Raw genomic sequence first — 25,788 nt, 5'->3', positions numbered from 1 at the left:
GGTTAAAATTAATCCAAAATAAAGATTTGAACCTAAATAACGGTCCAAATCTCTATTTTCGGCCATTTTAAGCCCTTAAAATTTTATTTTAGCTTAACTAGTCGAATAATTCCAAACCAGTGTATGACATTTGCCATCACTTTCTAGTACTATATTACATTGTTATTCAACGTTTGATGAGATAACAGTTGGATTAAATAATGGAGCGTTCTCTTTACTGCACGTAGACGGTTCGTATTACGCATATCACTTAAATGCAATTGATGCGTGACAACCTGATTATTCGGTAATACGATTGCGATCCAAACACTCCCCGCGGGTTCATTGCCATGACCACTTGGACCGGCTGCACCAGTTAAAGCAACGCCAATATCCGATTGAAACATGGATTTTACTTTTTGTGCCATAGCCGTTGCACATTCTGCACTGACTACGCCAAACTCATCGATGACTTCTCTCTCCAAACCAAGTTGGTTCACTTTCGCATCTTCTGTGTATGTAACCATTCCACCAATTAAAGTTTTACTTACTCCAGGAATCGCTGCAAGTTCTGATTGAAACAGTCCTGCAGTTAAGCTTTCTGCAGCTGCAATCGTTAAACCTTGATCGATTAGCAGGCGTGCTGCACTTGAAGCAAGAGAATCATCATTATACCCATATAAAAAATCTCCTACACGAGACATTAACTGTTGTTCTGTTTCTCGAATCAATCGAACTGCTTCTGCTTCGGAAGATGTTTTTGCAGTAATTCGCAAAGTAACTTCTCCATCTGAAGCTAACGGTGCAATCGTCGGATTCGTTTGATTATCTAATAAATCCATAATTTTCGTTTCAAGTTCTGCTTCACCAATGCCATAAAAACGCAATACATGCGATTGAATGACCTCACCTTGATTTAACCATCGAGCCAATACAGGTTTAGCTTCAAATTGAAACATCGGTTCCATTTCTTTAGGTGGTCCAGGGAGAAGGATATACACATGATTTCCGTGTGTATAAAACATGCCCGGTGCCATGCCATGGTTATTCGTCAATACTTCACAGCCATCTAATACAAGGGCTTGTTTTTTGTTATTTTCCGTCATAGTCCGATTCGCACGTTGAAAGAATGCTTCAATTGACGCTAGTGCGGTTTGATCCATAACGAGCGCTTTACCGACATGTTTGGCAACTGTTTCCTTTGTTAAATCATCTTTTGTTGGTCCAAGTCCGCCCGAAAAAATAATCAACTCAGCCCGAGATTCCGCCAGTTCAATTGCTTGTTTCAAACGGCCGGCATTGTCACCGACAACTGTGTGGTAATATACATCAATTCCGAGTTCAGCTAATTGACTGGAAATATAACGTGCGTTTGTATTGGTAATTTGACCAAGTAATAACTCAGAACCTACAGCAATAATTTCAGCATTCATTTTCAATCACGCTCCTATTTTGAATCAAGCAAGACACGTCGGTTTGCATAGAAATAATCCCATCCAGACCAAACTGTAAAGAACATTGACACATACAACATAATTAAAGCAAATGGAATCGAGAATAATTCAAACACGATATTATCAAGAAGAAGAGCTGAAATGGCAATAATCTGAGTCCACATCTTAATTTTACCTAATTGTTTTGCAGCGACCACTTCGCCACCCTCTGCTAAAATCAACCGAAGCCCAGTCACAGCAAACTCACGGCTAATGATCACAATAACAACCCAAGCAGGTGCTAAATCTAGTTGAACTAAGATAATTAGAGCTGCAGAAACTAATAACTTGTCCGCAAGTGGATCTAAAAACTTGCCTAAATTCGTTACTAAGTTATGTTTACGTGCGTAATAGCCATCAATAAAGTCTGTCACTGATGCGACAATAAAAATAATCGCCCCAATTAAATGTCCCACTAAAATGTTTGCTCCTAAAAAAGAAACTTTTCCCCATCCAAAATCAACGAGCATAAAAATAACAAATATCGGAATCATAATGACTCGTGAAACCGTAATTCGATTAGGTATATTCATACTATTTCTCCTTCCGATTCAAAGAAAATAGCCATCTTTTAAGAGATGACTATTACTGTTTTGAAAATTGAATCATCATATTTTGTGTAACTAGCTGTGACGTTGGTTTTCCATATTCCACTTTTTCATCGTTCACAAATACATCAACTTGAGATGAAGCACCTACTCGAATACGTGCAGTTTCTACATCACTTAAATCCAGTGTAACAGTTTCACCCGCTACTAATTCTCGTGCTAACGGTTCCACGCCTGTCTGGTCTCTTACCGCAACCCATGATGTACCCCGAGCGACAAGTTTTAAAGAAAATGTATCCGTACCAGAGAGTGTATAATTCGTTGTCTCACCTTCACTTGCACCAACTTCAATTGTTTGTGTTGGCTCAGGTTCTTCTTCGACGGGTTCTGGTTCTACAACTGGCTCTTTTTCAGTTACTTCTTCTGTAGGTTTTTCACCTACGTTATCTTGTTGTTCTAATGAAGTTTCATCACCTGCATTCGTGTCTGGTTGATTATTGTTTTTAGCTAAGTTTTGATAAAAGTACCAGAAAATCACAATAGCTATAATAATAAATAATGCCACCATAATCATTGGCAACACTTCTGCTAAGCGATTCGATGATTTGGAGATGGGTCTACGTCTAGAAGGTGCTGAAGTCATCGTTTGTTGCAATTCTTCATTAGATGAAGAAGGTAATTCTTGTTTATAGGACTCCAATAATTCATCTGAACTTAATCCCACTGCATCTGCATATTGCTTAATGAAGGCCCGTACATAGAACGGCCCTGGCATCATGCTATAGTTCCCATCTTCAATGCCGGCCAGATAACGCTTTTGAATTTTTGTGATTTCTTGTAAGTCGTCTAAACTATATCCTTTCGCCGCTCGCGCCTCTTTAAGACGAGTTCCTAATTCAGTCAACTAAAACACCTGCCTGTTAAAAATTAAAACCACCGAAGCCATCTAAACTACCTCTTTCAGACATCATATGGTTTTTTTCCATCATTTCATACGTAATTACTTCATCTGGATCATGTCGCAATTCAATAATGTAATCAAAATCTTCAATTGTATATTCGGAATGTTTAATGAACATATCCGGATGTTCGACAACCTTTATTGAAGGTAGACGCATCATCTCTCTCACAAGTTGCAAATGACGTTCATCAGTCGATTGTCTCGTGACAATTCCATCTAATATAAAGATATTATTATCGCTATATTCGTCACCTGCTAGTTGATTGCGGACTGTTTGTTTAATCATCGTCGAAGATAAAAATATCCATTTTTTATTTGCACTGACACTTGCAGCGACGACTGATTCTGTTTTCCCAACACGTGGCATTCCCCGAATCCCTATTAACTTGTGTCCTTCTTGCTTAAATAATTCAGCCATGAAATCAACAAGAAGACCAAGTTCATCGCGGTCAAATCGAAATGTTTTTCGATCGTCCGCATCTCTTTGTATGTATCGTCCGTGTCTAATCGCTAAAATGTCACGTAACTTTGGCTCTCTAAATTTGGTGACTTTAATCGTTTCCATGGTAGAAACAATTAACTCAAAACGTTCAAGTTGCTCATCATTTTCTGCACGAAGTAGCATACCTCGTCTTCCTTGATCCACACCATTAATTGTTACAATGTTAACACGGAGCATTCCAAGTAAGGATGCAATATCTCCGAGCAATCCTGGCCGGTTTATTTGTATTTCGTATTCAAAATACCATTCGCGCATAAGTAACACCTTTCCAACTATCATTTATGACAGCAAGTCAATTGTAAAAGCAAAGCAAAATATACCTATAACTAGTTTGTTTGAAATATAAGACACTTAAACAGTTCTAGGTTCTATCATAGCTGATTTGCTTACGTAAGAAAAGGAAAAAAGAAAAGAAGGAACAATGTCCTTCTTTTCTTTTAGTGCACAGTTTTTTGTTGTACTAACTTTACGACCATGTTAGCTAAAGCATGCTGTTCATTTTCAGACGCAACTGACCATAAATCAGAAAGTACACGCTCTTGCTCATTTTTAGGATCAACATTTTTAGCTAAGTAGCTACCGATTTCAAATGCTGTTGATTGAATTGCTTTTTTTGACATACCAGTTGCTTCTGCATTCATAACGTTTGCACCTAAAAAATTGGTCCACTTTTGCCAGTTTTCAAGTAAGGCCATGTTCATTCCTCCTTTTCACAAACAGTATGTGTAAAAGAGTCATTTATATGTACCAGCCGCCATTTACACGTAAAACTTGACCCGTAATATAATCAGCTTTTCCACTCATTAAAAACGATACCATGTTTGCTACATCCTGTGGTTTTCCAAATTGTAAAAGCGGGATCTCACTAATCAGCATTTGTCTATCTTCTTCATCTAAAGAAGCATTCATTTTAGTGTCAATTAAGCCTGGAGCGACCACATTAATTCGTACACCTGAAGGACCAGATTCCTTAGCATACGCTTTCACGAAAGCATGCTGTGCACCTTTGACAGCTGAGTAAACGGATTCTCCTGCTGCACCCGTTTCACCCCAAATTGAACCAATAAACACAATATATGAGTGACTATACCTTCTTAACTTAGGAGCTAACTGTCCAATGATGGACATGGGCGATTGAACATGAGTACGCCAAACCATCTCCATCTCAGCAGGTGTCGTATCTTCAAGCACTTGATACAACGCTTGCCCCGATGCAAAAACAATTGCTTGCACTTCAAAAAGTTGTGCTACTATTTCTTCTATCGTTTTAAGGTTGCCAAGGTCTGCACGAATCACATGAAATTCCTGTTGTGGAAAATCAGTTCGAAATTGAGTAGCCAACTGGTCAATCACTTGTTTGTTTTCAAAGAAATGTAAATACAAGCTCCATCCTTGTTCAGACAAATCCAACGCAATTGCCTGGCCTATTTCTCCAGATGCCCCAAAAATGCAGGCAAATTTCTTCATGATTTAGCTTGATCCTTCTTAGGAAGAATTGAAAATACAGTTTGTTGCTTTTCGCCTTGAATTGAAGCAAACGATTGTTGTAAATCAGCTACTGTCATTTTCTCCAATACGGGCACAGCTTCAAATAAATTCATGTCATTAAAGGCGTAGCGAGTGAATTGGTTGGCAATGAATTCAACAGAATTTAAGGCGCGGAGGAAATACCCAATTTTCTTTTTACGCACACGATCTAAATCATCTTGACCATATGGCCATTTCTCCTCGACCTTTTGCAATTCTTTTTTCACGGCTTCCATTAATTCTTTCGGCATCCCCGTATCTGATCCAATGATGGCAAATCCAAACCCTTTTTCAAGTGTGTAGTCGAATACATAAGATTCATCAATCCATCCTTTTTCATATGCTTCCACATAGAAATCAGAAGAACGACCAAAAATGAGTTCTAACGATAGCTGAATCGCTAATTCATGTATCATCATTTCTTCACCCTGAAGTGATGTTTCTTTTGCTTTTATACCCATGTAAACTTTAGGTTTTTGAACATCCATGTATAGACTGTTTTCAGTTTTTGCCACTTCCACCGGTTCTTGTTCAAATTTCCTTTCAATCGTTTTAGGCTCTTTAAACTCTTTTTTATGCTGATTTTCGCGTATATAATTCATCATTTCTTCCGGGTTCACAGCACCTACTACGAACATCAACATGTTTGAGGGATGGTAAAAAGTCTCATAGCATGTGTACAAATGTTCTGCCGTGATTTGATCGATTGATTCAATAGTTCCAGCAATATCAATTTTGACTGGATGTTCTTTATACATATTTTCAATCGTACCAAAATATAAACGCCAGTCCGGTTGGTCATCGTACATGGTGATCTCTTGCCCGATAATGCCTTTTTCTTTTTCTACCGTTTCTTGAGTAAAATAAGGTTCTTGCACAAAGTTTAATAACGTTTCCGTATTTTCGTACAAATGATCCGTTGCGGAAAATAGATAGGCTGTACGAGTAAATGATGTAAATGCATTAGCTGCAGCACCAAAGCCACTAAATTTTTGAAAAACGTCCCCATCTTCTTTTTCAAACATTTTATGTTCTAAAAAATGGGCAATTCCATCAGGCACAGTCACCTCAGCGGATTCACCGAAAGGCACAAAGGTACGATCGATTGACCCATACTTTGTTGTAAATGTAACAAATGTCTTCGAGAAACCTTTTTTAGGTAAGATATATACTTCTAGACCATTCTCAAGTTTTTCGTGATAGAGTTTTTCATCTAATTGTTTAAAGTGAAGCTCCTTCATTTTGAAAGCTCCTCCTTTCCAGACAAGAAATAAACGAGTTCTTTTTCAATTGACTTCGCCGTCTTTTGAATATCTTCTTTCGTGACCGCTTCCCATTTTTTAAACCAATCTTCCACTGAGAATGATTCATCTAAATCTTTATACTGATCATAAATCTCTATTTGGCCACGTGCAGAATCCAGTGCTTCTTTTAACTGGTTTTTTAGCATGGCAACTGTTTGATCTATTTCATTTTGTGAAATATCACCGTTTTGCATGATTTCTAGTTGCTCATCAATTAACCGTACAGCTTTTTCTTGTTTACCAGCGTCAATTCCTGATAAGACAAATAGAAGTCCATAGGATGAAGAGAACGAACTAGAAACATAATAAGCCATGCTCTCTTTTTCACGCACATTTAAAAATAATTTCGAGTGAGGATAGCCGCCAAATATTCCATTTGTAATTTGCATTTTGGGGAAATCAGGATGTGTGAATGTCACCGGTGTTACGTAGCCAATATGGAGCTTCCCTTGTTTCATATCCTGATATTCATTGACTTTGTCTTTCTCTACAGATTGGTGTTCTACATCTTGATGTGGATTTTTTTGTTTGGCACCACGAGCTTTAAATGAAAATGCATTCTTTATTTTAGACGTCATTTCTTCAACATTGAGGTCACCGACAATATAAATATCTAATTCATCTTCTTCCATCATACTTTTGTATGCAGCAAAAAGTGACTCACTTGTAATAGATGTGACATCTTCTATTGTTCCATTCGCACCAATTGATGCGGGGTGATTCGGTCGCATCAATTCAACTAATCTTTGTTGAGCGTAGCGAGTTTTATCATCATAAAGCGACTCGATGCGTTGGATCACCGAATCTTTTTCCCGTTTTACAATTGAATCTTTAAATGTATCACTTTCAACGTTTGGACGGAACAATACAGTTTGCAGTAAATCCATTACTTGATCAAGAACACCACCAGTTGATAAATACTGGTCATTTACGGACTCCGCAAGCAAAGTAATGTAATGATCACTGCCTTTTTTGCTTGAATCCAAGTACATGATTGTACCGTATAGCTCATCTAAATGACTGCGAAATGCAGGATTAGAAGGAAAAAGTTCATTGCTGTGGAGCAAGACATTAGATAGAACTGCTCTTTCTGAAGCGGATTGATTTGTAAGTTCATGCTTAAATTTAAATGCAAAATTGATGGTCTTAAATTGATCCGTTGACCGAATATGTAAACGAATCCCTTGATTTAAGTCGATGGATTGAAACATCGAAATCCCCCCTATTCTCCTTAATATGCCATACCATATCTTTCACTATACATGTAGCTATCAAATGATTGCAAATTGCACTAAGAAAATCCGGGTATAGTGCGTCCGTTCCTTCAGTAATTTATTATTATGGAGTTAATCACTGAATCATGAAGGATTGTAGGTCGCTGTGGACGCCTAACTGCTGCACCATAGTCTAATGATTAAAAAGAGGAAGGGCGAAATGACTTCGTCATTTCGCCCTTCCTCTTTTCTTCCAGACCGTCCTGCGGGTGTACGTCCGTCGCTCACTTGTTTCCTTTATATGAACAGTGATTTTTATTTTGGTAACGAAAGAATAGATGCCTTACTTTAATGGACAATCGGTCGAAGATGAAATTTCGACCTCCCACCGCTTTCTTTATTTTTATTTACTCTCTGTGAATATGGTAGCCGGAGCGAGAAGACTGGCAGTGATCTTCTGCCTGGCTTCTTGCGGAAGGCATCCACAATGTGCCGAAGTGTGAATGAAAGGAAATACTTCGTCCAGCCTATTTTTCAGTGCCCTATTTAGTGTAGAGAAATCTTTAAATACTGGGTTCTGGCAGACTCGATTTTTAAACTTTATTAGATTTGAAAAAAGGACCAGGCAGATTCGCCTGATCCTTGAATATCAATATTTTATCTTTTCCCTTTAATGTATGGAACACCACTTGCTTTTGGTGCATTGGCTTTTCCGATGAATCCAGCTAATGCTAGAATTGTCAATACATATGGTAAAATAAGTAAGAATACACTTGGTATTTCTTTAATGTATGGTATTGAACTACCCACAATACTTAATGCTTGAGCAATCCCAAAGAATAATGCTGCACCCATTGCGCCAAGTGGATGCCATTTCCCAAATATCATGGCCGCTAAAGCCATGAAACCTTGCCCATTAATTGTTGAATGACCAAAATCCTGAGAAATTGATTGAGAATAAATTGCTCCACCTATTCCTGCTAAACCACCTGAAATCATAACCGCAATATAACGCATGCGTGATACATTGATTCCCATTGTATCAGCTGCCATTGGATGTTCACCTACTGCACGTAAACGGAGACCAAATGGCGTATAATACAATACTACCCATGAAAGAATAGCAATTCCAATCGCTAACACTGAAGTCCAATATACATTTTGGAAAAACATGGGTCCAAAGAATGGAATCTTCTCTAAAAACGGAATACCATCACGTAAGAAACGCTCTTGCACAAAATCCGTTTGACCCTTCCCATAAATCTTCTTAACTAGGAATAAACAAATGGCTACTGCTAGTAAGTTAATCGCCACACCTGAGACAACTTGGTCAGCACGGAATGTCACTGATGCTACAGCATGTAGTAAAGAGAAAACGCCAGCTACAACCATGGCAGCTAAAAGAGCCATCCACGGTGTACCAGCTCCAAAAGTATCAGCAAATGTTAAGTTGAAATAGACACCAATAAAAGCTCCAACTACCATAAGGCCTTCTAATCCGATGTTAACTACACCTGAACGTTCCGAAAATACACCACCTATTGCCGTTAAAATAAGAGGAGCTGCATATGCAATTGCGACAGGAACAAGGAAATATAAGATCTCCAAGAAATTCATGTTACTTCGCCTCCTTTTTCTTACTTAAACGCTCGATAAATAAACGAATGACATAACCAGAAGCAACAAAGAAAATGATAATCGCGATAATAATTGACACGATTTCTTCTGGAATTTGTGCAGCATTTGGCATGTTTGTTGCACCATATTTTAATGAACCAAATAATACAGCACCGAAAATGACACCAAGTGGAGTATTGGCACCAAGAAGTGCTACTGCAATCCCGTCGAATCCAATCCCAGTAAATCCACCTTTAACTGAAATAAACTCAAATGTACCAAGTGCCTCCATGGCACCACCAAGACCAGCAAATGCACCTGAAATCGACATTGCTAGAATAATATTTTTATTGACGTTCATCCCTGCATATTCAGAGGCATGATGATTTAAACCTACAGATTTCAATTCAAAACCTTTAGTTGTTTTTTCTAAAATCAACCACATTACTAAAACCATTGCAAGGGCAATGATAATTCCATAATGTAGACGTGAGAAATCTGTCATGTTTTCTAAAAAATCGGAACGCAGAGAAGCGGAAGGATGAATTTTCCCCGTATTGTCCCCGCCATCAGATACTGTACGAATAAGAGCATTTACAGTATGGAGTGCAACGTAGTTCATCATAATTGTGACAATAACCTCATGGACTTTAAAACGTGCTTTTAACAGTCCTGGAATAAAGCCCCATAATGCACCAGCAGCTGCTGCCGCTAGAATGGCAAGTGGTAAATGAATGATTTTTGGTAGATCTACCGCAATCCCAACATAAGCCGCAGCAAACCAGCCAACGATTAATTGACCTTCCACTCCAATGTTAAATAATCCGGTGCGAAAAGCAAAAGCTACCGCTAATCCAGCTAATATATAAGGTGTAATTTGACGAATCGTTTCACCAATTGTATATGCGTCTCCAAATATTCCATCCCATAAAGCGGCATAGCCTTCTATCGGATCGTATCCACTGACTAGCATAACTACTGCCCCAACGAGTAAACCTAAAATTACCGAAACCACGGGAACGAGTAGGTTTATAATGCGATTAGACATGCTTACTGTCCCCCTTTTTCATTTTTATTGCAGTTTTTGATTGTCCTGCCATTAATAAACCAAGTTCCTGTTCATTCGTTTGCAATGGATCTAATATATCGACGATTTGTCCGTCATAAATAACCGCAATTCGATCCGATACGTTCATGACCTCATCTAATTCAAATGAGATTAATAAAACAGCTTTCCCATTATCACGCTGTTCAATTAAGCGTTGGTGAATAAACTCAATTGCACCAACATCCAAGCCACGTGTAGGTAGTGCAGCAATCAACAAGTCCGGGTTACGGTCAATTTCACGACCAATGATTGCTTTTTGTTGGTTACCACCTGATAATGCTCGAGCTGGTTCGTGATCACCTTGTGTTCGAACGTCGTATTTTGCTATAATTTCATTCGCTTTTTTAGATATTGTTGCATAATTCATAAAACCATTTTTTGAATTTGGGCTCGTATAGTACGTTTGAAGTGCAATGTTGTGTCCAATTGGAAAATCGAGAACTAGTCCATGTTTATGGCGATCTTGTGGTATATGACCAATTCCAGCTTCCGTGATTTTACGAGGTCGATTTCCTGTAATATCTTGACCATTCAACTTCACTAGACCACTTTTCACTTTACGCAAACCGGTGATTGCTTCTATTAATTCAGATTGTCCATTGCCATCGATTCCGGCTATTCCGACAATTTCACCTTTACGAACATTTAAGTTAAGTCCTTTTACCTTTTCGATTCCTCGGAAATCCGTTACAACTAAGTCTTTAATGTCTAATACTTCAACGGTTGGATTTGCAGGACCTTTAACTGTTTTAAATTCTACTTGTCGTCCAACCATCAGAGAAGCTAGATCATTTGGATTTGTTTCCGCAGTTATGACTGTTCCAATTCCTTGGCCTTTACGAATAACCGTCACACGGTCTGAAACATCCATAATCTCTTTTAGTTTATGGGTAATCAGAATAATAGATTTCCCCTCTTCAATTAATCTACGCATAATTTGAATTAGTTCAGTAATTTCTTGAGGAGTTAATGATGCCGTCGGTTCATCAAAAATTAATATCTCTGCACCACGATACAACGTTTTCAAGATTTCAACACGTTGTTGCATCCCAACTGAAATGTCCTCGATTCTTGCATGGGGATCAACATCTAAACCATAAAGTTCAGAAAGTTCTAGTACTTTCTTGGCAGCAGACTTCACAGAAATCATACCAGCTTTAGTAGGCTCACTACCTAGAATAATATTTTCCGTAACTGTAAAATCTTCAACTAGCATGAAATGTTGATGAACCATTCCAATACCAAGATTATTCGCTACATTCGGATCCGTAATCTTCACTACTTGACCACGAACGCGGATTTCTCCGCCTTCTGGTTGGTAAAGACCAAAGAGCACGTTCATTAACGTCGATTTCCCTGCACCATTCTCACCAAGAAGTGCATGAATTTCGCCTTTTTTCAATTGAAGCGTAATGTTATCATTTGCAACGAAATTCCCGAATTCTTTTCGGATATTCAACATTTCGATCACGTGTTCCACTATATTCACTCCCTTAGGCACTGTTTTGTAAAAAAAAATAAATTAATACAAGAAAGGCTTCAATTGAAAACCTTTCGTCTATTAATTTAGAAAGGGCAAGAAAAACATCATAAAGACCAGTTACACCGGTCCTTATGATGACTCATGATAGTAGGAATTATTCTACAGTTTCAGGAACAACAATTTCACCAGAAATGATTTTTTTAGAATACTCATCGATTTGTGCCAACACGTCATCTGGAAGTGCTCCACGAGAATCAGCCAATCCCATTCCATCTTCAGCTAAGCCATAAGTAAATGTTTCTCCACCAGGGAATTTACCTTCTTGAGCTAATTTAGAAATGTTTTGTACAGCAATGCTAACACCTTTTAACACAGAAGTTAATGTTACATTTGTTTTGCCTACAGCACCTTCATCATACTGGTCAGCGTCAACACCGATAACCCATACATTTGCATTTGGATCTTTAGTTTTTAATTCTTTCGCTTCTGAGAATACACCGTTACCAGTACCACCAGCAGCGTGGAAAATAATATCAACGCCAGAAGAGTACATAAGGTTCGCTGTTGTTTTACCAAGTTCCGCTTTGTCAAAAGCACCTGTATACTTAACATCTACAGTGATACTAGGATCTACAGCTTTAACACCTTCCAAGAATCCAGCTTCAAAGCGCTCTATTACAGGAATTTCCATTCCACCAACAAAACCAATTTTTTTCGATTTGCTCATTAGGGCTGCAGCAACACCTGCAAGGTATGCTCCCTCTTGCTCTTTAAACAATACTGAAGCTACGTTAGGTTGTTTAACTACGGCATCAATAATTGCTAGATGTTTATCTTCTTGTTGCGTAGCAATTTCATTGATGGATTCTTCCATCATGAAACCAATTCCAAAAACTAGATCGAAGTCACGGCGCATTAATTTATTTAGGTTCGTGTTGTAGTCAGCGTCAGATTTTGATTGTAGATAATCAAAACCGCCATCGCCTTTAGTAAGATTATTTTCTTCACCAAACTTTTTGATACCTTCCCAAGCTGATTGGTTGAATGATTTGTCATCTACTCCACCAACGTCAGTCACCATTGCTACAGAGAAATCGCTTGCTTTTTTCTCTCCATCTTTAGAACCATTGCCTTCTTCTTTGTCGCTTCCACAAGCACCTAAAATAGTACTAGCAGCCAATACCATCGATAAAGCTAAACCGAATTTACGCTTTGTCAATTTGAGACCCCCCCAAAATGTGTTATTCATATTAGCAGGAAATTTGATGTTTTACACCCGTTTACGTACTACATGGAAACTGAATTTATCAGCCCTAAAATAGTTTTTTGAATACAATACCACTTGATCATTGTCACTATAATGTAATTGTTTCAGAACAAGTAACGCCGTCTCAGGTTCACACTCAAGAATCGGGGATGCTACTTCGTGATAGCCAGTTGGGTCAATATATGCAACAGCATGAGCCACCCGAATTTGACCGGATTCTTCAATTGCTGTGAAAATTGAACCTTCTTTCCTGCTTAAAAAATCGGCAGGTAAAACTTTTGTTGGAACTTTGTCCACACAATAAACAACGGGTTCACCATTTGCAGTTCTTACACGTTCAATTGTAATGACGGACTCGTTTTCTTCGCAATGAAAGCGCTTAATATCATCCTCAGTCGGTAAGGATTCCGAAGAACTTAAATAAATAGTTCCCGGCTCCATTCCCGCAGTACGGATCATCGAGGATACACTTGTCAAATGCTCAATACCTGAAGTGAAAACAGGTTTTGGATTTACAAAGGTACCCACTCCATGTCTTCTGACGATGACATTTTCTTCTTCCAACAGTCTAAGTGCCTCACGAAGTGTAGCACGACTGACTCCAAGTGATTTGGCTAGTTCAAATTCTGAAGGAAGTTTTTCCTTAACTTGAAACACACCTTTTGCAATATCGTCTTTTAGACGATCGATCACTTGAAGATACAAATGACGATGATCTGTTTTAATTGTCATACGTACCACCACCATCAGCAGAGATCAGACATCTGATGTAAAACTTTCCTACTAATCAGACATACTATACCACTTTTATTTGTGTAAATAAATAGATTTATGACGAAATTACTAAAAGTTCTTATTATTAATGATATATTTGTAATATTGTTGTTATATTTACCCATTTTATGAAAGATCATCATGCTTATTTTGTAGCACTTGTCTTGGTTTGCTTCCTTCATGTGGACCTACAACTCCACGCATTTCCATTTGATCGACAATGCGAGCAGCTCTTGAATAGCCAATTCGAAACCTTCTTTGTAGTAGCGAAACAGAAGCAGTTTGCATTTCTGTAACAAGTTGGACCGCTTCATCGTAAATATCGTCTGTTTGCTCATCTAACGCTACCTCTTCAATATCAGATGGAATCATTTCTTCTTGGTATTGAGCTTTTTGCTGAGCAATCGCAAAATCAACCACTTTTTCTACTTCTTGATCGGATAAAAAAGCCCCTTGGACACGAACGGGTTTAGATACACCCGCTGCTAAAAATAGCATATCACCTCTTCCAAGTAACTTCTCTGCCCCACCCATATCTAGAATGGTACGTGAATCAATTGAAGACGATACCGCAAAAGCAATTCGTGAGGGAATATTTGCTTTGATCACCCCTGTGATTACATCTACACTTGGTCGTTGAGTCGCAATGATTAAATGGATTCCTGCTGCTCGTGCCATTTGTGCCAAACGTGTAATAGAGTCTTCAACGTCATTTGACGCAACCATCATCAAATCCGCTAATTCATCGACAATCACCACGATATATGGAAGTTTTGGATGTTTTTCCTCATTTTCTTCATTCCATTTTTGAATGTGGTCATTATAGCCTTCGATGTTACGCGTTCCTGTATGTGAGAACAAATCGTAACGTCGCTCCATTTCAGACACTACTTTTTTAAGTGCTTGAGAGGCTTTTCTCGGATCAGTAACAACTGGTGCCAATAAATGTGGAATCCCATTATAGACGTTTAATTCCACCATTTTTGGATCAATCATCATCATCTTCACTTCATGTGGTTTCGCTCGCATGATGATGCTAACGATAATCCCATTAATGCATACGCTCTTCCCACTACCTGTTGAGCCAGCTACTAGTAAGTGAGGCATTTTATTCAATTCAGCTAGTACTGCTTGTCCTGTAATATCGCGACCTAGACCAATCATTAGTTTTGAATCTGGTTTATTGTTTTCTTTTGCTTCTAGTACTTCACGTAAACTGACAATAGCCACTTCTTGGTTTGGTACTTCAATTCCAATCGCAGATTTCCCTGGTATAGGTGCTTCAATCCGAATATCACGCGCGGCTAATGCTAATGCCAAGTCATCACTCAGACTAACAATCTTACTAACTTTAACTCCGGTGTCAGGTAACACTTCGTATTTTGTAACAGCTGGACCTAAATGAACTTGCGTAACACGGGCTTTAACACCAAAGCTGTGAAAAGTCTTTTCTAATTTCTTTGCATTCGCATTAATCAATGAGTACTCTCCACTTTGGTCACTATGCGGAGGAGCATTTAATAGATTGGGCATAGGCAGTTTATAATCCTTATTTTCTGTTACTGCTTCAGAAACAGCCTCAAATGCTTTTTCATTCATTACTTCTGTTTGTTCTAATTCTGGCTCCGGTTTACTTTCTTGCATTTTTTCTGCACGTTCCGTAAAAGCGGAAATAATTGGTGATACGTGTTCTGGTTCAATTTCTTGTACGGTTGTAGCAACTTCATAATCTTGAGTAGCTGTTGTAGATGGGGTTTTTGTTTTTTTGCTCTTTGCACTTCGTGTTGTATTTTTATTTGCTGAAGCTTTATCTTTTTTCTTTTGAATTCGAATAACTTCCCATTGTTTTTTCCATTTTGGGTACTGATTTACTAAAAATGGAACCAACGCTTTGCCGGAAAGTAAAATTAACCCAATAAACAAGAAAAGATAAGCCGAGATCATCGTCCCGCCTGAATCAAATAGCACATGTAAGGAGGCGAATAACACTGCACCCATCATGCCTCCACCTAGTGAATGATTACGACTGACAAGCCCATCACCCTCTGTTAATATGCGCCAAGTTTCTCGAAGGACGGAATCACTTAGGAGAGCCCCACCTCGAAATAATTGTTCGAACAACTCCAAATGACTGAACGTTGTGAAGCTTGCTAATATACTGAGAAAAGAAAGTACACCACGGTTTTTTAATCCTGGCACCTCAAGTCTAATCATCATAATCAATGCAAATACTATACATAATACCGGGACTGAGAAATGCCAATTCCCAAATAAAAACCGTGCGACAGACGACAAAAGAATTCCAACAGAACCTAATTCAAAAAAAGTGATTATGCCGAGGCTGATGATTAATAAGCCGAGTATTTCATACATTAGTGGATGCATTGTTGTCGGTTTGTTCTTTTTCACCACTTTTTTCTTTTTTCTTGCCATACATGTCACCTTCTTTCTGAATCAAAGAAAAAGGATTTCCTGCCGGTGCTTATGGCGAGGAAACCCTTCCGTTTCTTACCTTAGTATTCCATAATAATTGGAATGATCATCGGACGTCTTTTCGTTTTTTGATATAGATATGAGTTTAAAGTATCTCGAATCTCTTGTTTAATGTTTGTCCATTCAAAAGTTTCTTTATTTACATACTTTTCAACAATTTTTTTGACTAGATCGGCTGATTCATCCATTAATTGTTCAGACTCACGAACATAAACAAACCCGCGTGATAGAATTTCTGGACCAGAAGCAATTTTCTTTTGAGCGCGGTTTAATGTAACCACGACAATTAAAATACCATCTTGAGATAATAGTTTACGATCACGTAAAACGATGTTTCCAACATCGCCAATACCGATTCCGTCAATCAGAATGTTCCCAGCTTGTACGCGTCCACTCATTCGCATTTTCCCGCTCTTATACTCAACAACATCACCTTTATCTGCAATAAAGATTTGTGCTTTTGTTAGGCCGGTAGCTTGTGCTAGTTTCGAGTGTGCGATCAGCATGCGATATTCACCTTGTATCGGAATGAAATATTGCGGTTTCATCAGATTTAACATCATTTTCAAATCTTCTTGACTACCATGTCCAGAAACATGTACTTTTTTGCTCGAAGTTAATACCTTTGCTCCTGTTTTTGCTAAGTGGTTCATCGTTTTAAACATGGCTACTTCCATCCCAGGAGATGGAGTAAATGTAATTAATACAGTATCAGTCTCTTTAATTTTTACGTCTTTATGATGTTTTCGCACCATTTTATCCAACGCTTCAAGTGGTTCCCCTTGCGTACCAGAAACAATGATGACGACTTCCTCATCTGCATAATTCCCTATTTCTTTTATCGAAATTAATGTTTCATCATCGATTTTTAAATAGTCCAGTCGTTTACCCACATCAAACACGTTTTCTAATGTTTTACCAACTACAGCAACCTTGCGACGAGTCTCAAGTGCCGTATCGAAAACTTGTTGAATACGAATAAAATTTGACGAATACAACGATACAAGAATTCTTCCTTTCGCTGCGTGGAAAGTTTCAGATAATTGTTCTTTAATAACAGCTTCAGAAGTCGTATAACCTGGACGTTCTGCCTCTGTTGAATCAGACATTAATACAAATACGCCTTCTTCGCCTAGTCCTGCCATTTTGGCGATATCTGGTCGGTAACTTCCTTTAGCCGATTGGTCAAATTTAAATTCACCTGTATGAACAATCGCACCTTCAGAAGTATGGAAAACAATTCCCAAAGAATCAGGAATGCTGTGTGTTGTATGGAAAAATGTCACATGAGTTGATTTGAAATTCATACGACTACGGTTTGTTACTTCGAAGAATTTAACAGATTGAGTTGCTGGTAATTCTTTTAGATGCTCTTTTGCTAAGGCAATCGTTAAACGAGAACCGTAGACAGGAGCCTGGATTTTTCTCAATAAGTAGGAAATTGAGCCGATTGCATCTTCATGTCCATGAGTTAAAAAGATTCCTTTTATACGAGCTTTATTTTCTTCTAAGTATGTTACATCTGGAATAACAATGTCGATCCCAAGCATTTCATTTTCAGGGAACATAAGTCCACTGTCTACAACAAAGATCTCTTCGTCTATTTCTACTACATACATTGCTTTTCCGATTTCCCCAACTCCACCTAGGGGAATAATTCGAATGATTTCATTTTTTGTTTTAGTCACGTGCTTTCCTCCTAAAAATATACCCGAACATTTATCCACTTCAATACATTATATCTAACACCTGACAACAGTACAATAATAAAAGCGGAAAGTGTCGTTTTATGAAGACTTTGTTATGGGAGGGGTGCTACGAAAAATGCTTTTTTTCCGAAGGTCTTAAAACTTAAGTACTGGCTACAGATTAATAATTGACGTAAAAAAGGCCAGTTAGGAACTGACCTTTCGTAAATAATTATTTGAATAACTTTCTTTTTTCTTCATATTTATCCCACGCTGAATCAAATTCTTGCTTTTCTTCATTTGTCATATCAACAAGCGGTAAGCGTACAGTACCTACATCCAGCCCTAATTTAGTTAATGCGTATTTGACAGGAACAGGGTTCGGTTTTGCAAACATTGCCCGTATTAACGGGAGCATAGCATGGTGTATCGTCGCTGCATCTTTATGTCTTCCTTCTTCAAAAGCCGTTATTAACTTTTGCATATCCTCTCCAACTACATGAGAAACTACGGATACAATCCCTACACCACCAATAGAAAGAAGTGGCAATGTTAAGCCATCATCTCCGCTATAAACAGCAAAATCATCAGGGCACTCAGAAATAATATCTGACATTTGTTCTAAGTTCCCACCAGCCTCTTTAATAGCCTGGATATTGGGGATTTTACTTAAAGCTACAACAGTTTCTGGTAACATATTCACGACAGAACGACCTGGTATATTGTAAAGCAGGACAGGCAATTTTGTTTCACTCGCGATTTGTTTAAAGTGTTCATACATTCCGCGTTGATCTGGCTTGTTATAGTATGGCGTAACCAACATTATTCCGTCTACTCCAGCATCTTCAGCTAGTTTGGTCAGCTCAATTGAAGCTCTTGTACTGTTACTGCCAGTTCCTGCGAATACTGGTATTCGATTATTTACCGATTCAACAGTAAAGCGAATTAAATCTACTTTTTCTTGATCTGTCAATGTAGGTGATTCACCCGTCGTCCCACAAACTACGATGGAATCCGTCCCTGTGGCAATTAAATGTTCAATTAGTTTTGCAACCATCTCAAAATGAATGGCTCCATCTGGTAAAAATGGTGTAACCATCGCTGTAGATACACGGCCGATTTGCATAATAATCTCTCCTTTAGATAATACCGTCTTCAATCATCGCTTCTGCAATTTGAATTGAGTTAAGCGCAGCACCTTTTAATAAGTTGTCTGCTACAATCCACATATGAAACCCTTTAGCATTTGATAGATCCTTTCGAATTCGTCCAACAAACACTTCATCCTGACCTTCTGCAAATAAAGGCATTGGATATTCCTGTTTCTCGGGATTATCTAATACTTTTATTCCATTCGCAGATTCTAAAATCGACCGAATGTCCGATACGCTAACCCCTTCATTTTCCACTTCGATAAAGACAGATTCAGAGTGACCGGAAACAACCGGCAAGCGTACACATGTTGCTGTGACTGCTAGACCAGGCATATGCAGAATTTTTTTCGTTTCATTGATCATTTTCATTTCTTCTAACGTATAGCCATTATCATCAAACGTATCAATCTGAGGAATTGCATTAAATGCGATCGGGTAATGTGTTTCGGCACCTTTAACAGGTAATACTTGTGCCGAAACATTTTTGGTCTCTCCAAATGTTCGACTTTGTTCCTCTAGCTCTTTTATTGCAACAGCACCTGCACCAGACACGGCTTGGTAAGTTGAAACGATGACATTTTTCAAGCCAAATGCTTCTCTTAATGGCTGAAGTGCACAAACCATTTGAATGGTAGAGCAATTTGGATTTGCAATTATGCCATTGTGTAATTTAAGATCTTGTCGATTCACTTCCGGTACAACGAGTGGAATATCTTGATCCATTCGGAATGCACTCGTATTGTCAATGACAATCGCACCACGTTTCGCAGCTTCCGGTGCAAGTAATTTAGAGACAGAGCCACCTGCACTAAATAGAGCAATTTCCACTCCATCAAACGCTTCGGGTGTTGCCTCTTCAATTGTGTACGATTGCCCATTAAATTCAATTACTTTCCCAGCAGAACGTGCAGATGCTAAGAATTTTATATGTTGGATAGGAAAATCACGTTTGACAAGTTGTTCCATCATTTTCTGTCCTACCGCACCGGTTGCACCGACTACAGCAACTATATATTTTTTTGACATTACACTCACTCCCTTTATCCAACTAATTGGACACATTGTCGGTATTGTATCATATTCTTGCGGGAATGTGCATGAAAATTAGTTCACTTTTTATGTTGAATAAGCACAGGCTGCAGTTGTTGATGTTCCATTGCTTTCAAGATTGTTGGAACAATAAGATCAAAATCCGAGATAAGGGAATTTGGTTTCTTAAATGGATCGTCTTGACCGAATGGAATAAAATAAATATGTTTTGCGTTTAATAATTTCATAATATTGACTCCATTTAATCCTAATGCATCGTTTGTTGATATGCCTAGTACTACGGGCGTGCCATTTCTCATGGTCGCTTTTGCTGCCATTAATACAGGTGAATCTGTAGATGCATTTGCAAATCGGCTGATTGAGTTTCCAGTCATTGGTGCAATGACCATACAATCTACTGGTGTTTTCGGTCCTAATGGTTCAGCGTCTGCAATTGTTGAAATCACTTTTGCACCTGCAGCTTCTTCGATTTTGCGAACCCATTCATCCCCTGTACCGAACCGTGTAGCTGCCACTAACACGGAATGTGACACAATTGGCACAACAATAGCTCCTTGTTCCCTAAGTACAGCAATTTTCGGAACCACTTCTTCATACGTACAATGTGAAGCAGTAATCCCAAAACCTATTCGTTTACCAGTTAACACACCGTTCCTCCTTCAAGATGTTTAATTGACTTTGTTACACAAGTAAATAGTAATTTCGCCGCGTCCTCTTTAATAAATTGACCCGGTAATGAAGTGTAGAGTCGATAGATATCCGATAATTCATCTTCTACAACTAAACAACCTGGAGAAGAAGCTATATCATAAAACCGTTGGCATGTTGTTACTAATGAGCGGTAATCTTCAGTTAGCCATCTAGCTGGAATCGTATTGATAAAAATCGCCTTATTGCAATCTATTCCAGGTTCCAACTTACACGCTTCATACCCCATTGCATGTGCTTCTGCTAACTGAACTGGTGATCTAACGACAATTTGCGGATGGGCATCCATCCGTTTCAGCTGTGCGGCAAGTAATTTTGCAACTCGACCGAACCCCGAAATCAAAAAATGTTTTCCGGCGACTGTTTCTTGTTCCTCATTATAATATGCGGCAATAAATCCTTCTGCTGTTAATTTTGCATTAAGCCAAATAAAATGTTCGTTTTCAAGATAAGGCTCCATGTCTAGTTCACTTGCTTCAAAAAAGCGTGTCCATTCTGGGGATAACCTTCCGACAAAACATTTTTTAATCGTTTGAAAATATTCTAATCCGATGGAGTCCGTCACAACTTCGAGTGGTTGTATGGGTAATACTAAAACATCTGGTTGATACACTGCTAAATCACGTTCAACTTGGTAACTCCATGCCTTTGTTTGCAAATATAATACATTTACATTTGAATCAGTTAATAGGCTCGCGAGCCTTTCCATCCGTGGATCTACGCCAATGACACACCATTTTAGTGTCGTCATTTGGCCAGCTCCGAATTTAAATGGGATGTTTTCGTAAATAAAATACGGTTCTCACCAATCAATATAATATCTTCCCACGCGATATACACATTGTGGTGGGAACTTTTTGATTTGAACGGCCGACTTCCATGTTCTTTTAGAATGAGAAATCCAATGATTTTACCACTAGTTGGTTCAAAAAGTAATTCTGTATCAGCCAACAATCCAAATCGTTTGCCATCTTCAATTTGGATTAATTCTTTCACAGCCATTTCTGATAGCAACATAATGACTCCTCCTCCATGTTCATCTCCCTATATATATGCAATGAAGATACACATGTTCACAGAAATGTGAAGAAGGCTGTGGTAGACCGACACCGACAACAAAGAACAGCAAAAAAGAACAATGGTTTTTACTGCAAGTTATTTGAAAGCCTTGTTTGTTAATTGTATACACTGAATTGAATTTGATGAAATCAATATACATAATCAGAACCATATTAGGCGCATTTCAAGTGGTATCGCGAGCAAGAAGACATGGAAATGATCTTTTGACTGGGTTCTCGCGAGAGACATCCACAATGCGCCGTAGCGTTATTATAGGGAATACTTAGTCCATTCTAAAATGATGAACATTTTCTGTGGGCTCGATTTAGGAGGAAAAGCTTTCACAATTTTTTACTTTATATACAAAAAAGACAATCACAAAGGATTGTCTTTCGAAGGTGTAATAATAGAAATTGCTGGTTTATGGGCAAAAATTTCAGTCACAAGTTTTTGTACATGATGTATGTGAACTTCGTCAATTTCTTGTAAAGTCTCATCATATGTTTTATGTGCACTGAAAGTTAATTCATTTTTACCATTGCGGGTCATGCGTGCGTTCGTGCTTTCTAACCCTAACATTAAATTGCCTTTTAGTTGTTCTTTTGCATTGTTAACTTCTGTATTCGTCACACCATCATCCACCACTTTTTGTATGGTTTCCTGGATGGTTTCCTGAAGTTTTTGCAATTGATTGCTTGACGTGCCACCATAGATTGCAAGTGACCCTGAATCTTCGTAAGACGAATGGTATGAATAAATTGAATAGGCCAAGGCTTTCTCTTCTCGAACTTCTTGAAATAAACGGGAAGACATATTGCCGCCTAAAATATTATTCAACACAACTAAATCATAGATGTGTTGATCTCTTACACTTAACCCTGGATAGCCCAAACAGAGGTGTCCTTGTTCGGTTTCTCGCGTTTTTCGAGATTCACCAGGATGAAAAATTGGACTGTCAGGCTCGAGGCGATCCACTCTTGCAGAGTTTGAAGTAAAATGACCAAATAATGAATCGATGTAGTCAATATAACCATCTGGAATATTGCCTGCTACAGAGATGACAATATGTTCTGGTCGATAGTGATGATCCATAAATTGATGAATTGAATCTTTGCTGAATGTCTCGAGTGTCGCTTTTGTTCCTAAAATGGAAGCTCCTAAAGGCTGATTAGGGTACATTACATTCCATAATTGTTCATGCACATCATCGTCGGGTGTATCTTCAACCATTAATATCTCTTCTAGAACAACTTGGCGTTCCTTATCTAGCTCTTGCTCATCAAATTGCGAATGGAAAAACATATCGGCCAAAACCGAAATGGCATGTTTCGCATGATGATCTAGCACTTTTGCATAGTAACAAGTATTTTCTTTTGAAGTAAATGCATTAACATACCCACCGATGCGATCAAATTCTTCTGCAATTTGTCGAGCAGAACGAGTGGCTGTGCCTTTAAAAAGCATATGTTCAATGAAATGTGTTAATCCATTTTCCTCTGGTGTTTCATGTTTTGACCCAACATATACCCAGACTCCCACGGCAACAGATCGGACGTGTGGAATGTGTTCAGAAATGATACGCACTCCATTTTGACTAGTTCTTTTTTGTAACACTGTAAATTTATCCCCCATACTTTTGCCAAAAAGGTTGCCATACACAAATATGGCAACCTTTTCTGTGTTTATTATTCTGCTTGTTCTGTTTCTGCTTGCTCTTTTTCCGCCGCTTCTTTTTCTTCTTTCACGACGATTTTACGAGATAGATTCACGCGACCTTGATTATCGATTTCAATTACTTTCACAAATAATTCATCGTCAAGTTTCAAGACATCTTCCACTGCTTTCGTACGCTCTTCTTGAATTTCAGAAATATGAAGAAGTCCGTCTTTTCCAGGGAAAATTTCTACAAATGCACCGAATTTCTCGATTCGTTTCACTTTACCCATATAATATTCACCAACAACCGCTACGCGTACAATACTTTCAATAATTTCTTTTGCACGTGCGATCATGTCTTCGTCGATTGAAGAAATGTAAATTGATCCATCTTGCTCCGTATCAATTTTCACGCCAGTTTCGTCGATGATTTTATTGATTTGTTTACCACCCGGTCCAATAACATCACGAATCTTATCAGGATTAATTTTAACCATCACAATTTTCGGAGCGAATTTAGACAACTTCTCACGTGGTTCAGAAATTGTAGCCATCATACTATCTAAAATATGCATACGGCCTATTTTTGCTTGCGTTAATGCTTCTTCTAATATACTACGAGATAATCCGTCAATCTTAATGTCCATCTGAAGAGCAGTAACACCTTTAGCCGTTCCTGCCACCTTAAAGTCCATATCGCCTAAGTGATCTTCCATCCCTTGAATGTCTGAAAGAACGGAATAGTGTTCACCACGTTTGATAAGACCCATTGCAATTCCTGCTACTGGTGCTTTAATTGGAACGCCTGCATCCATCATGGCAAGTGTTGACGCACAAATACTTGCTTGTGATGTCGATCCGTTTGATTCTAAAACTTCAGAAACTAAACGAATTGTATATGGGAATTCCTTTTCATCTGGAAGTACAGCTTTTAAGGCACGTTCACCTAGAGCACCATGACCAATTTCACGACGGCCTGGTCCACGGATAGGACCCGTTTCTCCAACACTGAATTGCGGGAAATTGTAATGATGCATGAATCGTTTTGATTCTTCGATTCCTAAGCCATCAATTATTTGAACATCGCCTAATGCACCTAGTGTTGCAATACTTAGTGCTTGAGTTTGTCCACGCGTGAATAAGCCAGAACCATGTGTGCGTGGTAAAATACCCGTTTCAGATGAAAGTGGACGAATTTCGTCTAACTTACGGCCATCTGGTCGGACTTTATCTTCTGTTATTAAACGACGAACTTCTTCTTTAACCATTTTATCTAAAATTTCACGAACTTGTTTAAGCGTTGCATCATCACTTTCACGTTCAACATAAGTAGCTAGCACTTCATCTTTCACTTCACGAATTGCTTCTTCTCGTGCATGCTTTTCGTAAACTTGAATCGCTGCATTTAAGTTTGATTCGCAAACTGATTTGATTTCGCTTGTTAGTTCCGCATCAAGCTCATAAAGTTTAATGTCTGTTTTTTCTTTGCCCATTACTGCGACAACTTCTTCTTGGAACGCAACTAATTTTTTAATTTCTTCGTGACCGAACATGATCGCTTCCAACATTACTTCTTCAGGAACTTCTAAAGCCCCTGCTTCAACCATGTTAATCGCTTCTTTTGTTCCTGCTACGACTAAATCAATCGTGCTTTTCGCTAGTTGTGCTTGTGTAGGATTGATTACGAACTGGTCATCGACTAATCCAATTTGCACACCAGCAATTGGTCCACCAAAAGGAATGTCAGAAACCATTAATGCTAATGAAGAACCTAACATTGCAGCCATTTCTGTCGTACAATCTTGGTCAACAGACATAACGATTGAAATCACTTGGACTTCATTACGGAATCCATCAGGGAATAACGGACGGATTGGACGGTCAATTAAACGACTAGTCAAAATCGCGTTTTCAGAGGGACGACCTTCGCGTTTTATAAATCCACCTGGAATTTTACCTGCAGCATAAAGACGTTCTTCATAATTTACTGTAAGTGGGAAGAAGTCTAGTGGTTTTGGATGTTTTGAAGCAGTAGCTGTTGAAAGAACTGTAGAATCGCCATAACGTACCATCACAGCACCGTTAGCTTGTTTTGCAAATTTACCTACTTCTACTTGTAAAGGGCGACCTGCCCATTCGAAATTAAATATTTGTTTTTCGTTCATTGATTGAACTCCTCTCGTACTAAAAATCCTGGAAAATT

General features: G+C 38.5%; 22 protein-coding genes. All 22 read right to left on the bottom strand.

The annotated features are described in order from the left end of the window. Positions 1–149: 149 nt before the first annotated feature. On the bottom strand, positions 150–1,412 hold the full coding sequence (locus GY23_RS02295) for a competence/damage-inducible protein A (RefSeq protein ID WP_075617588.1): 1,263 nt from the start codon (positions 1,410–1,412) through the stop codon (positions 150–152). Between the two features lie 14 nt (positions 1,413–1,426). Then, positions 1,427–2,005 carry a CDP-diacylglycerol--glycerol-3-phosphate 3-phosphatidyltransferase gene (gene pgsA, locus GY23_RS02290; protein ID WP_075617587.1) on the bottom strand — a complete coding sequence of 193 codons (579 nt, stop codon included), beginning with the start codon at positions 2,003–2,005 and terminating at the stop codon, positions 1,427–1,429. A gap of 52 nt (positions 2,006–2,057) precedes the next feature. Then, complete coding sequence (locus GY23_RS02285; RefSeq protein ID WP_075617586.1) at positions 2,058–2,924, bottom strand: helix-turn-helix domain-containing protein; 867 nt, start codon at positions 2,922–2,924, stop codon at positions 2,058–2,060. Between the two features lie 16 nt (positions 2,925–2,940). After that, positions 2,941–3,738, bottom strand: coding sequence for a DUF3388 domain-containing protein (locus GY23_RS02280; protein ID WP_075617585.1), 798 nt, complete (start codon positions 3,736–3,738; stop codon positions 2,941–2,943). A gap of 182 nt (positions 3,739–3,920) precedes the next feature. Then, positions 3,921–4,178 carry a DUF3243 domain-containing protein gene (locus GY23_RS02275; RefSeq protein WP_075617584.1) on the bottom strand — a complete coding sequence of 86 codons (258 nt, stop codon included), beginning with the start codon at positions 4,176–4,178 and terminating at the stop codon, positions 3,921–3,923. Positions 4,179–4,221: 43 nt separating this feature from the next. Next, positions 4,222–4,950 carry an elongation factor P 5-aminopentanone reductase gene (gene ymfI, locus GY23_RS02270; protein WP_075617583.1) on the bottom strand — a complete coding sequence of 243 codons (729 nt, stop codon included), beginning with the start codon at positions 4,948–4,950 and terminating at the stop codon, positions 4,222–4,224. Further along, on the bottom strand, positions 4,947–6,251 hold the full coding sequence (gene yfmH, locus GY23_RS02265; protein WP_075617582.1) for an EF-P 5-aminopentanol modification-associated protein YfmH: 1,305 nt from the start codon (positions 6,249–6,251) through the stop codon (positions 4,947–4,949). The genes ymfI and yfmH overlap by 4 nt, the downstream gene beginning before the upstream one ends. Next, positions 6,248–7,525, bottom strand: a complete 1,278-nt coding sequence (gene yfmF, locus GY23_RS02260) for an EF-P 5-aminopentanol modification-associated protein YfmF (protein ID WP_075617581.1) — start codon at positions 7,523–7,525, stop codon at positions 6,248–6,250. Before yfmF ends, yfmH begins: the two co-directional genes overlap by 4 nt. 660 nt (positions 7,526–8,185) lie before the next feature. Continuing rightward, on the bottom strand, positions 8,186–9,145 hold the full coding sequence (locus tag GY23_RS02255; RefSeq protein ID WP_075617580.1) for an ABC transporter permease: 960 nt from the start codon (positions 9,143–9,145) through the stop codon (positions 8,186–8,188). Position 9,146: 1 nt separating this feature from the next. Then, positions 9,147–10,193: an ABC transporter permease gene (locus GY23_RS02250; protein WP_075617579.1), complete on the bottom strand. Its 1,047-nt coding sequence runs from the start codon at positions 10,191–10,193 to the stop codon at positions 9,147–9,149. Further along, positions 10,186–11,733 carry an ABC transporter ATP-binding protein gene (locus tag GY23_RS02245; RefSeq protein ID WP_075617578.1) on the bottom strand — a complete coding sequence of 516 codons (1,548 nt, stop codon included), beginning with the start codon at positions 11,731–11,733 and terminating at the stop codon, positions 10,186–10,188. The genes GY23_RS02250 and GY23_RS02245 overlap by 8 nt, the downstream gene beginning before the upstream one ends. 157 nt (positions 11,734–11,890) lie before the next feature. Then, entirely contained in the window at positions 11,891–12,955 is a 1,065-nt protein-coding gene (locus GY23_RS02240; RefSeq protein WP_075617577.1) for a BMP family lipoprotein, read from the bottom strand. A 51-nt stretch (positions 12,956–13,006) separates the two neighbouring features. Then, positions 13,007–13,735: a GntR family transcriptional regulator gene (locus GY23_RS02235; protein WP_075617576.1), complete on the bottom strand. Its 729-nt coding sequence runs from the start codon at positions 13,733–13,735 to the stop codon at positions 13,007–13,009. 168 nt (positions 13,736–13,903) lie between these two features. Then, the gene (locus tag GY23_RS02230) at positions 13,904–16,210 is read right to left on the bottom strand and encodes a DNA translocase FtsK (protein WP_075617575.1); all 2,307 of its coding nucleotides are present in this window, start codon (positions 16,208–16,210) and stop codon (positions 13,904–13,906) included. Positions 16,211–16,290: 80 nt separating this feature from the next. Next, positions 16,291–17,958, bottom strand: coding sequence for a ribonuclease J (locus GY23_RS02225; RefSeq protein WP_075617574.1), 1,668 nt, complete (start codon positions 17,956–17,958; stop codon positions 16,291–16,293). 232 nt (positions 17,959–18,190) lie between these two features. Beyond that, positions 18,191–19,084 carry a 4-hydroxy-tetrahydrodipicolinate synthase gene (dapA, locus tag GY23_RS02220; protein WP_075617573.1) on the bottom strand — a complete coding sequence of 298 codons (894 nt, stop codon included), beginning with the start codon at positions 19,082–19,084 and terminating at the stop codon, positions 18,191–18,193. A 13-nt stretch (positions 19,085–19,097) separates the two neighbouring features. Then, a complete protein-coding gene (locus GY23_RS02215; protein ID WP_075617572.1) occupies positions 19,098–20,138 on the bottom strand; it encodes an aspartate-semialdehyde dehydrogenase in 1,041 nt (346 codons plus the stop codon). An 83-nt stretch (positions 20,139–20,221) separates the two neighbouring features. After that, positions 20,222–20,809 carry a dipicolinate synthase subunit B gene (locus tag GY23_RS02210; protein ID WP_075617571.1) on the bottom strand — a complete coding sequence of 196 codons (588 nt, stop codon included), beginning with the start codon at positions 20,807–20,809 and terminating at the stop codon, positions 20,222–20,224. Next, positions 20,803–21,621 carry a hypothetical protein gene (locus GY23_RS02205; RefSeq protein WP_075617570.1) on the bottom strand — a complete coding sequence of 273 codons (819 nt, stop codon included), beginning with the start codon at positions 21,619–21,621 and terminating at the stop codon, positions 20,803–20,805. Before GY23_RS02205 ends, GY23_RS02210 begins: the two co-directional genes overlap by 7 nt. After that, positions 21,618–21,887: a YlmC/YmxH family sporulation protein gene (locus tag GY23_RS02200; RefSeq protein WP_075617569.1), complete on the bottom strand. Its 270-nt coding sequence runs from the start codon at positions 21,885–21,887 to the stop codon at positions 21,618–21,620. The genes GY23_RS02205 and GY23_RS02200 overlap by 4 nt, the downstream gene beginning before the upstream one ends. 417 nt (positions 21,888–22,304) lie before the next feature. Beyond that, positions 22,305–23,543 carry a M16 family metallopeptidase gene (locus GY23_RS02195; protein ID WP_075618210.1) on the bottom strand — a complete coding sequence of 413 codons (1,239 nt, stop codon included), beginning with the start codon at positions 23,541–23,543 and terminating at the stop codon, positions 22,305–22,307. Positions 23,544–23,614: 71 nt separating this feature from the next. After that, entirely contained in the window at positions 23,615–25,750 is a 2,136-nt protein-coding gene (gene pnp, locus GY23_RS02190) for a polyribonucleotide nucleotidyltransferase (protein ID WP_075617568.1), read from the bottom strand. Between the last annotated feature and the right edge of the window lie 38 nt (positions 25,751–25,788).

Source organism: Paenisporosarcina indica (genome assembly GCF_001939075.1).
In the GTDB taxonomy this organism is placed as follows: domain Bacteria; phylum Bacillota; class Bacilli; order Bacillales_A; family Planococcaceae; genus Paenisporosarcina; species Paenisporosarcina indica.
This window is presented reverse-complemented; position numbering and strand designations above follow the sequence as displayed.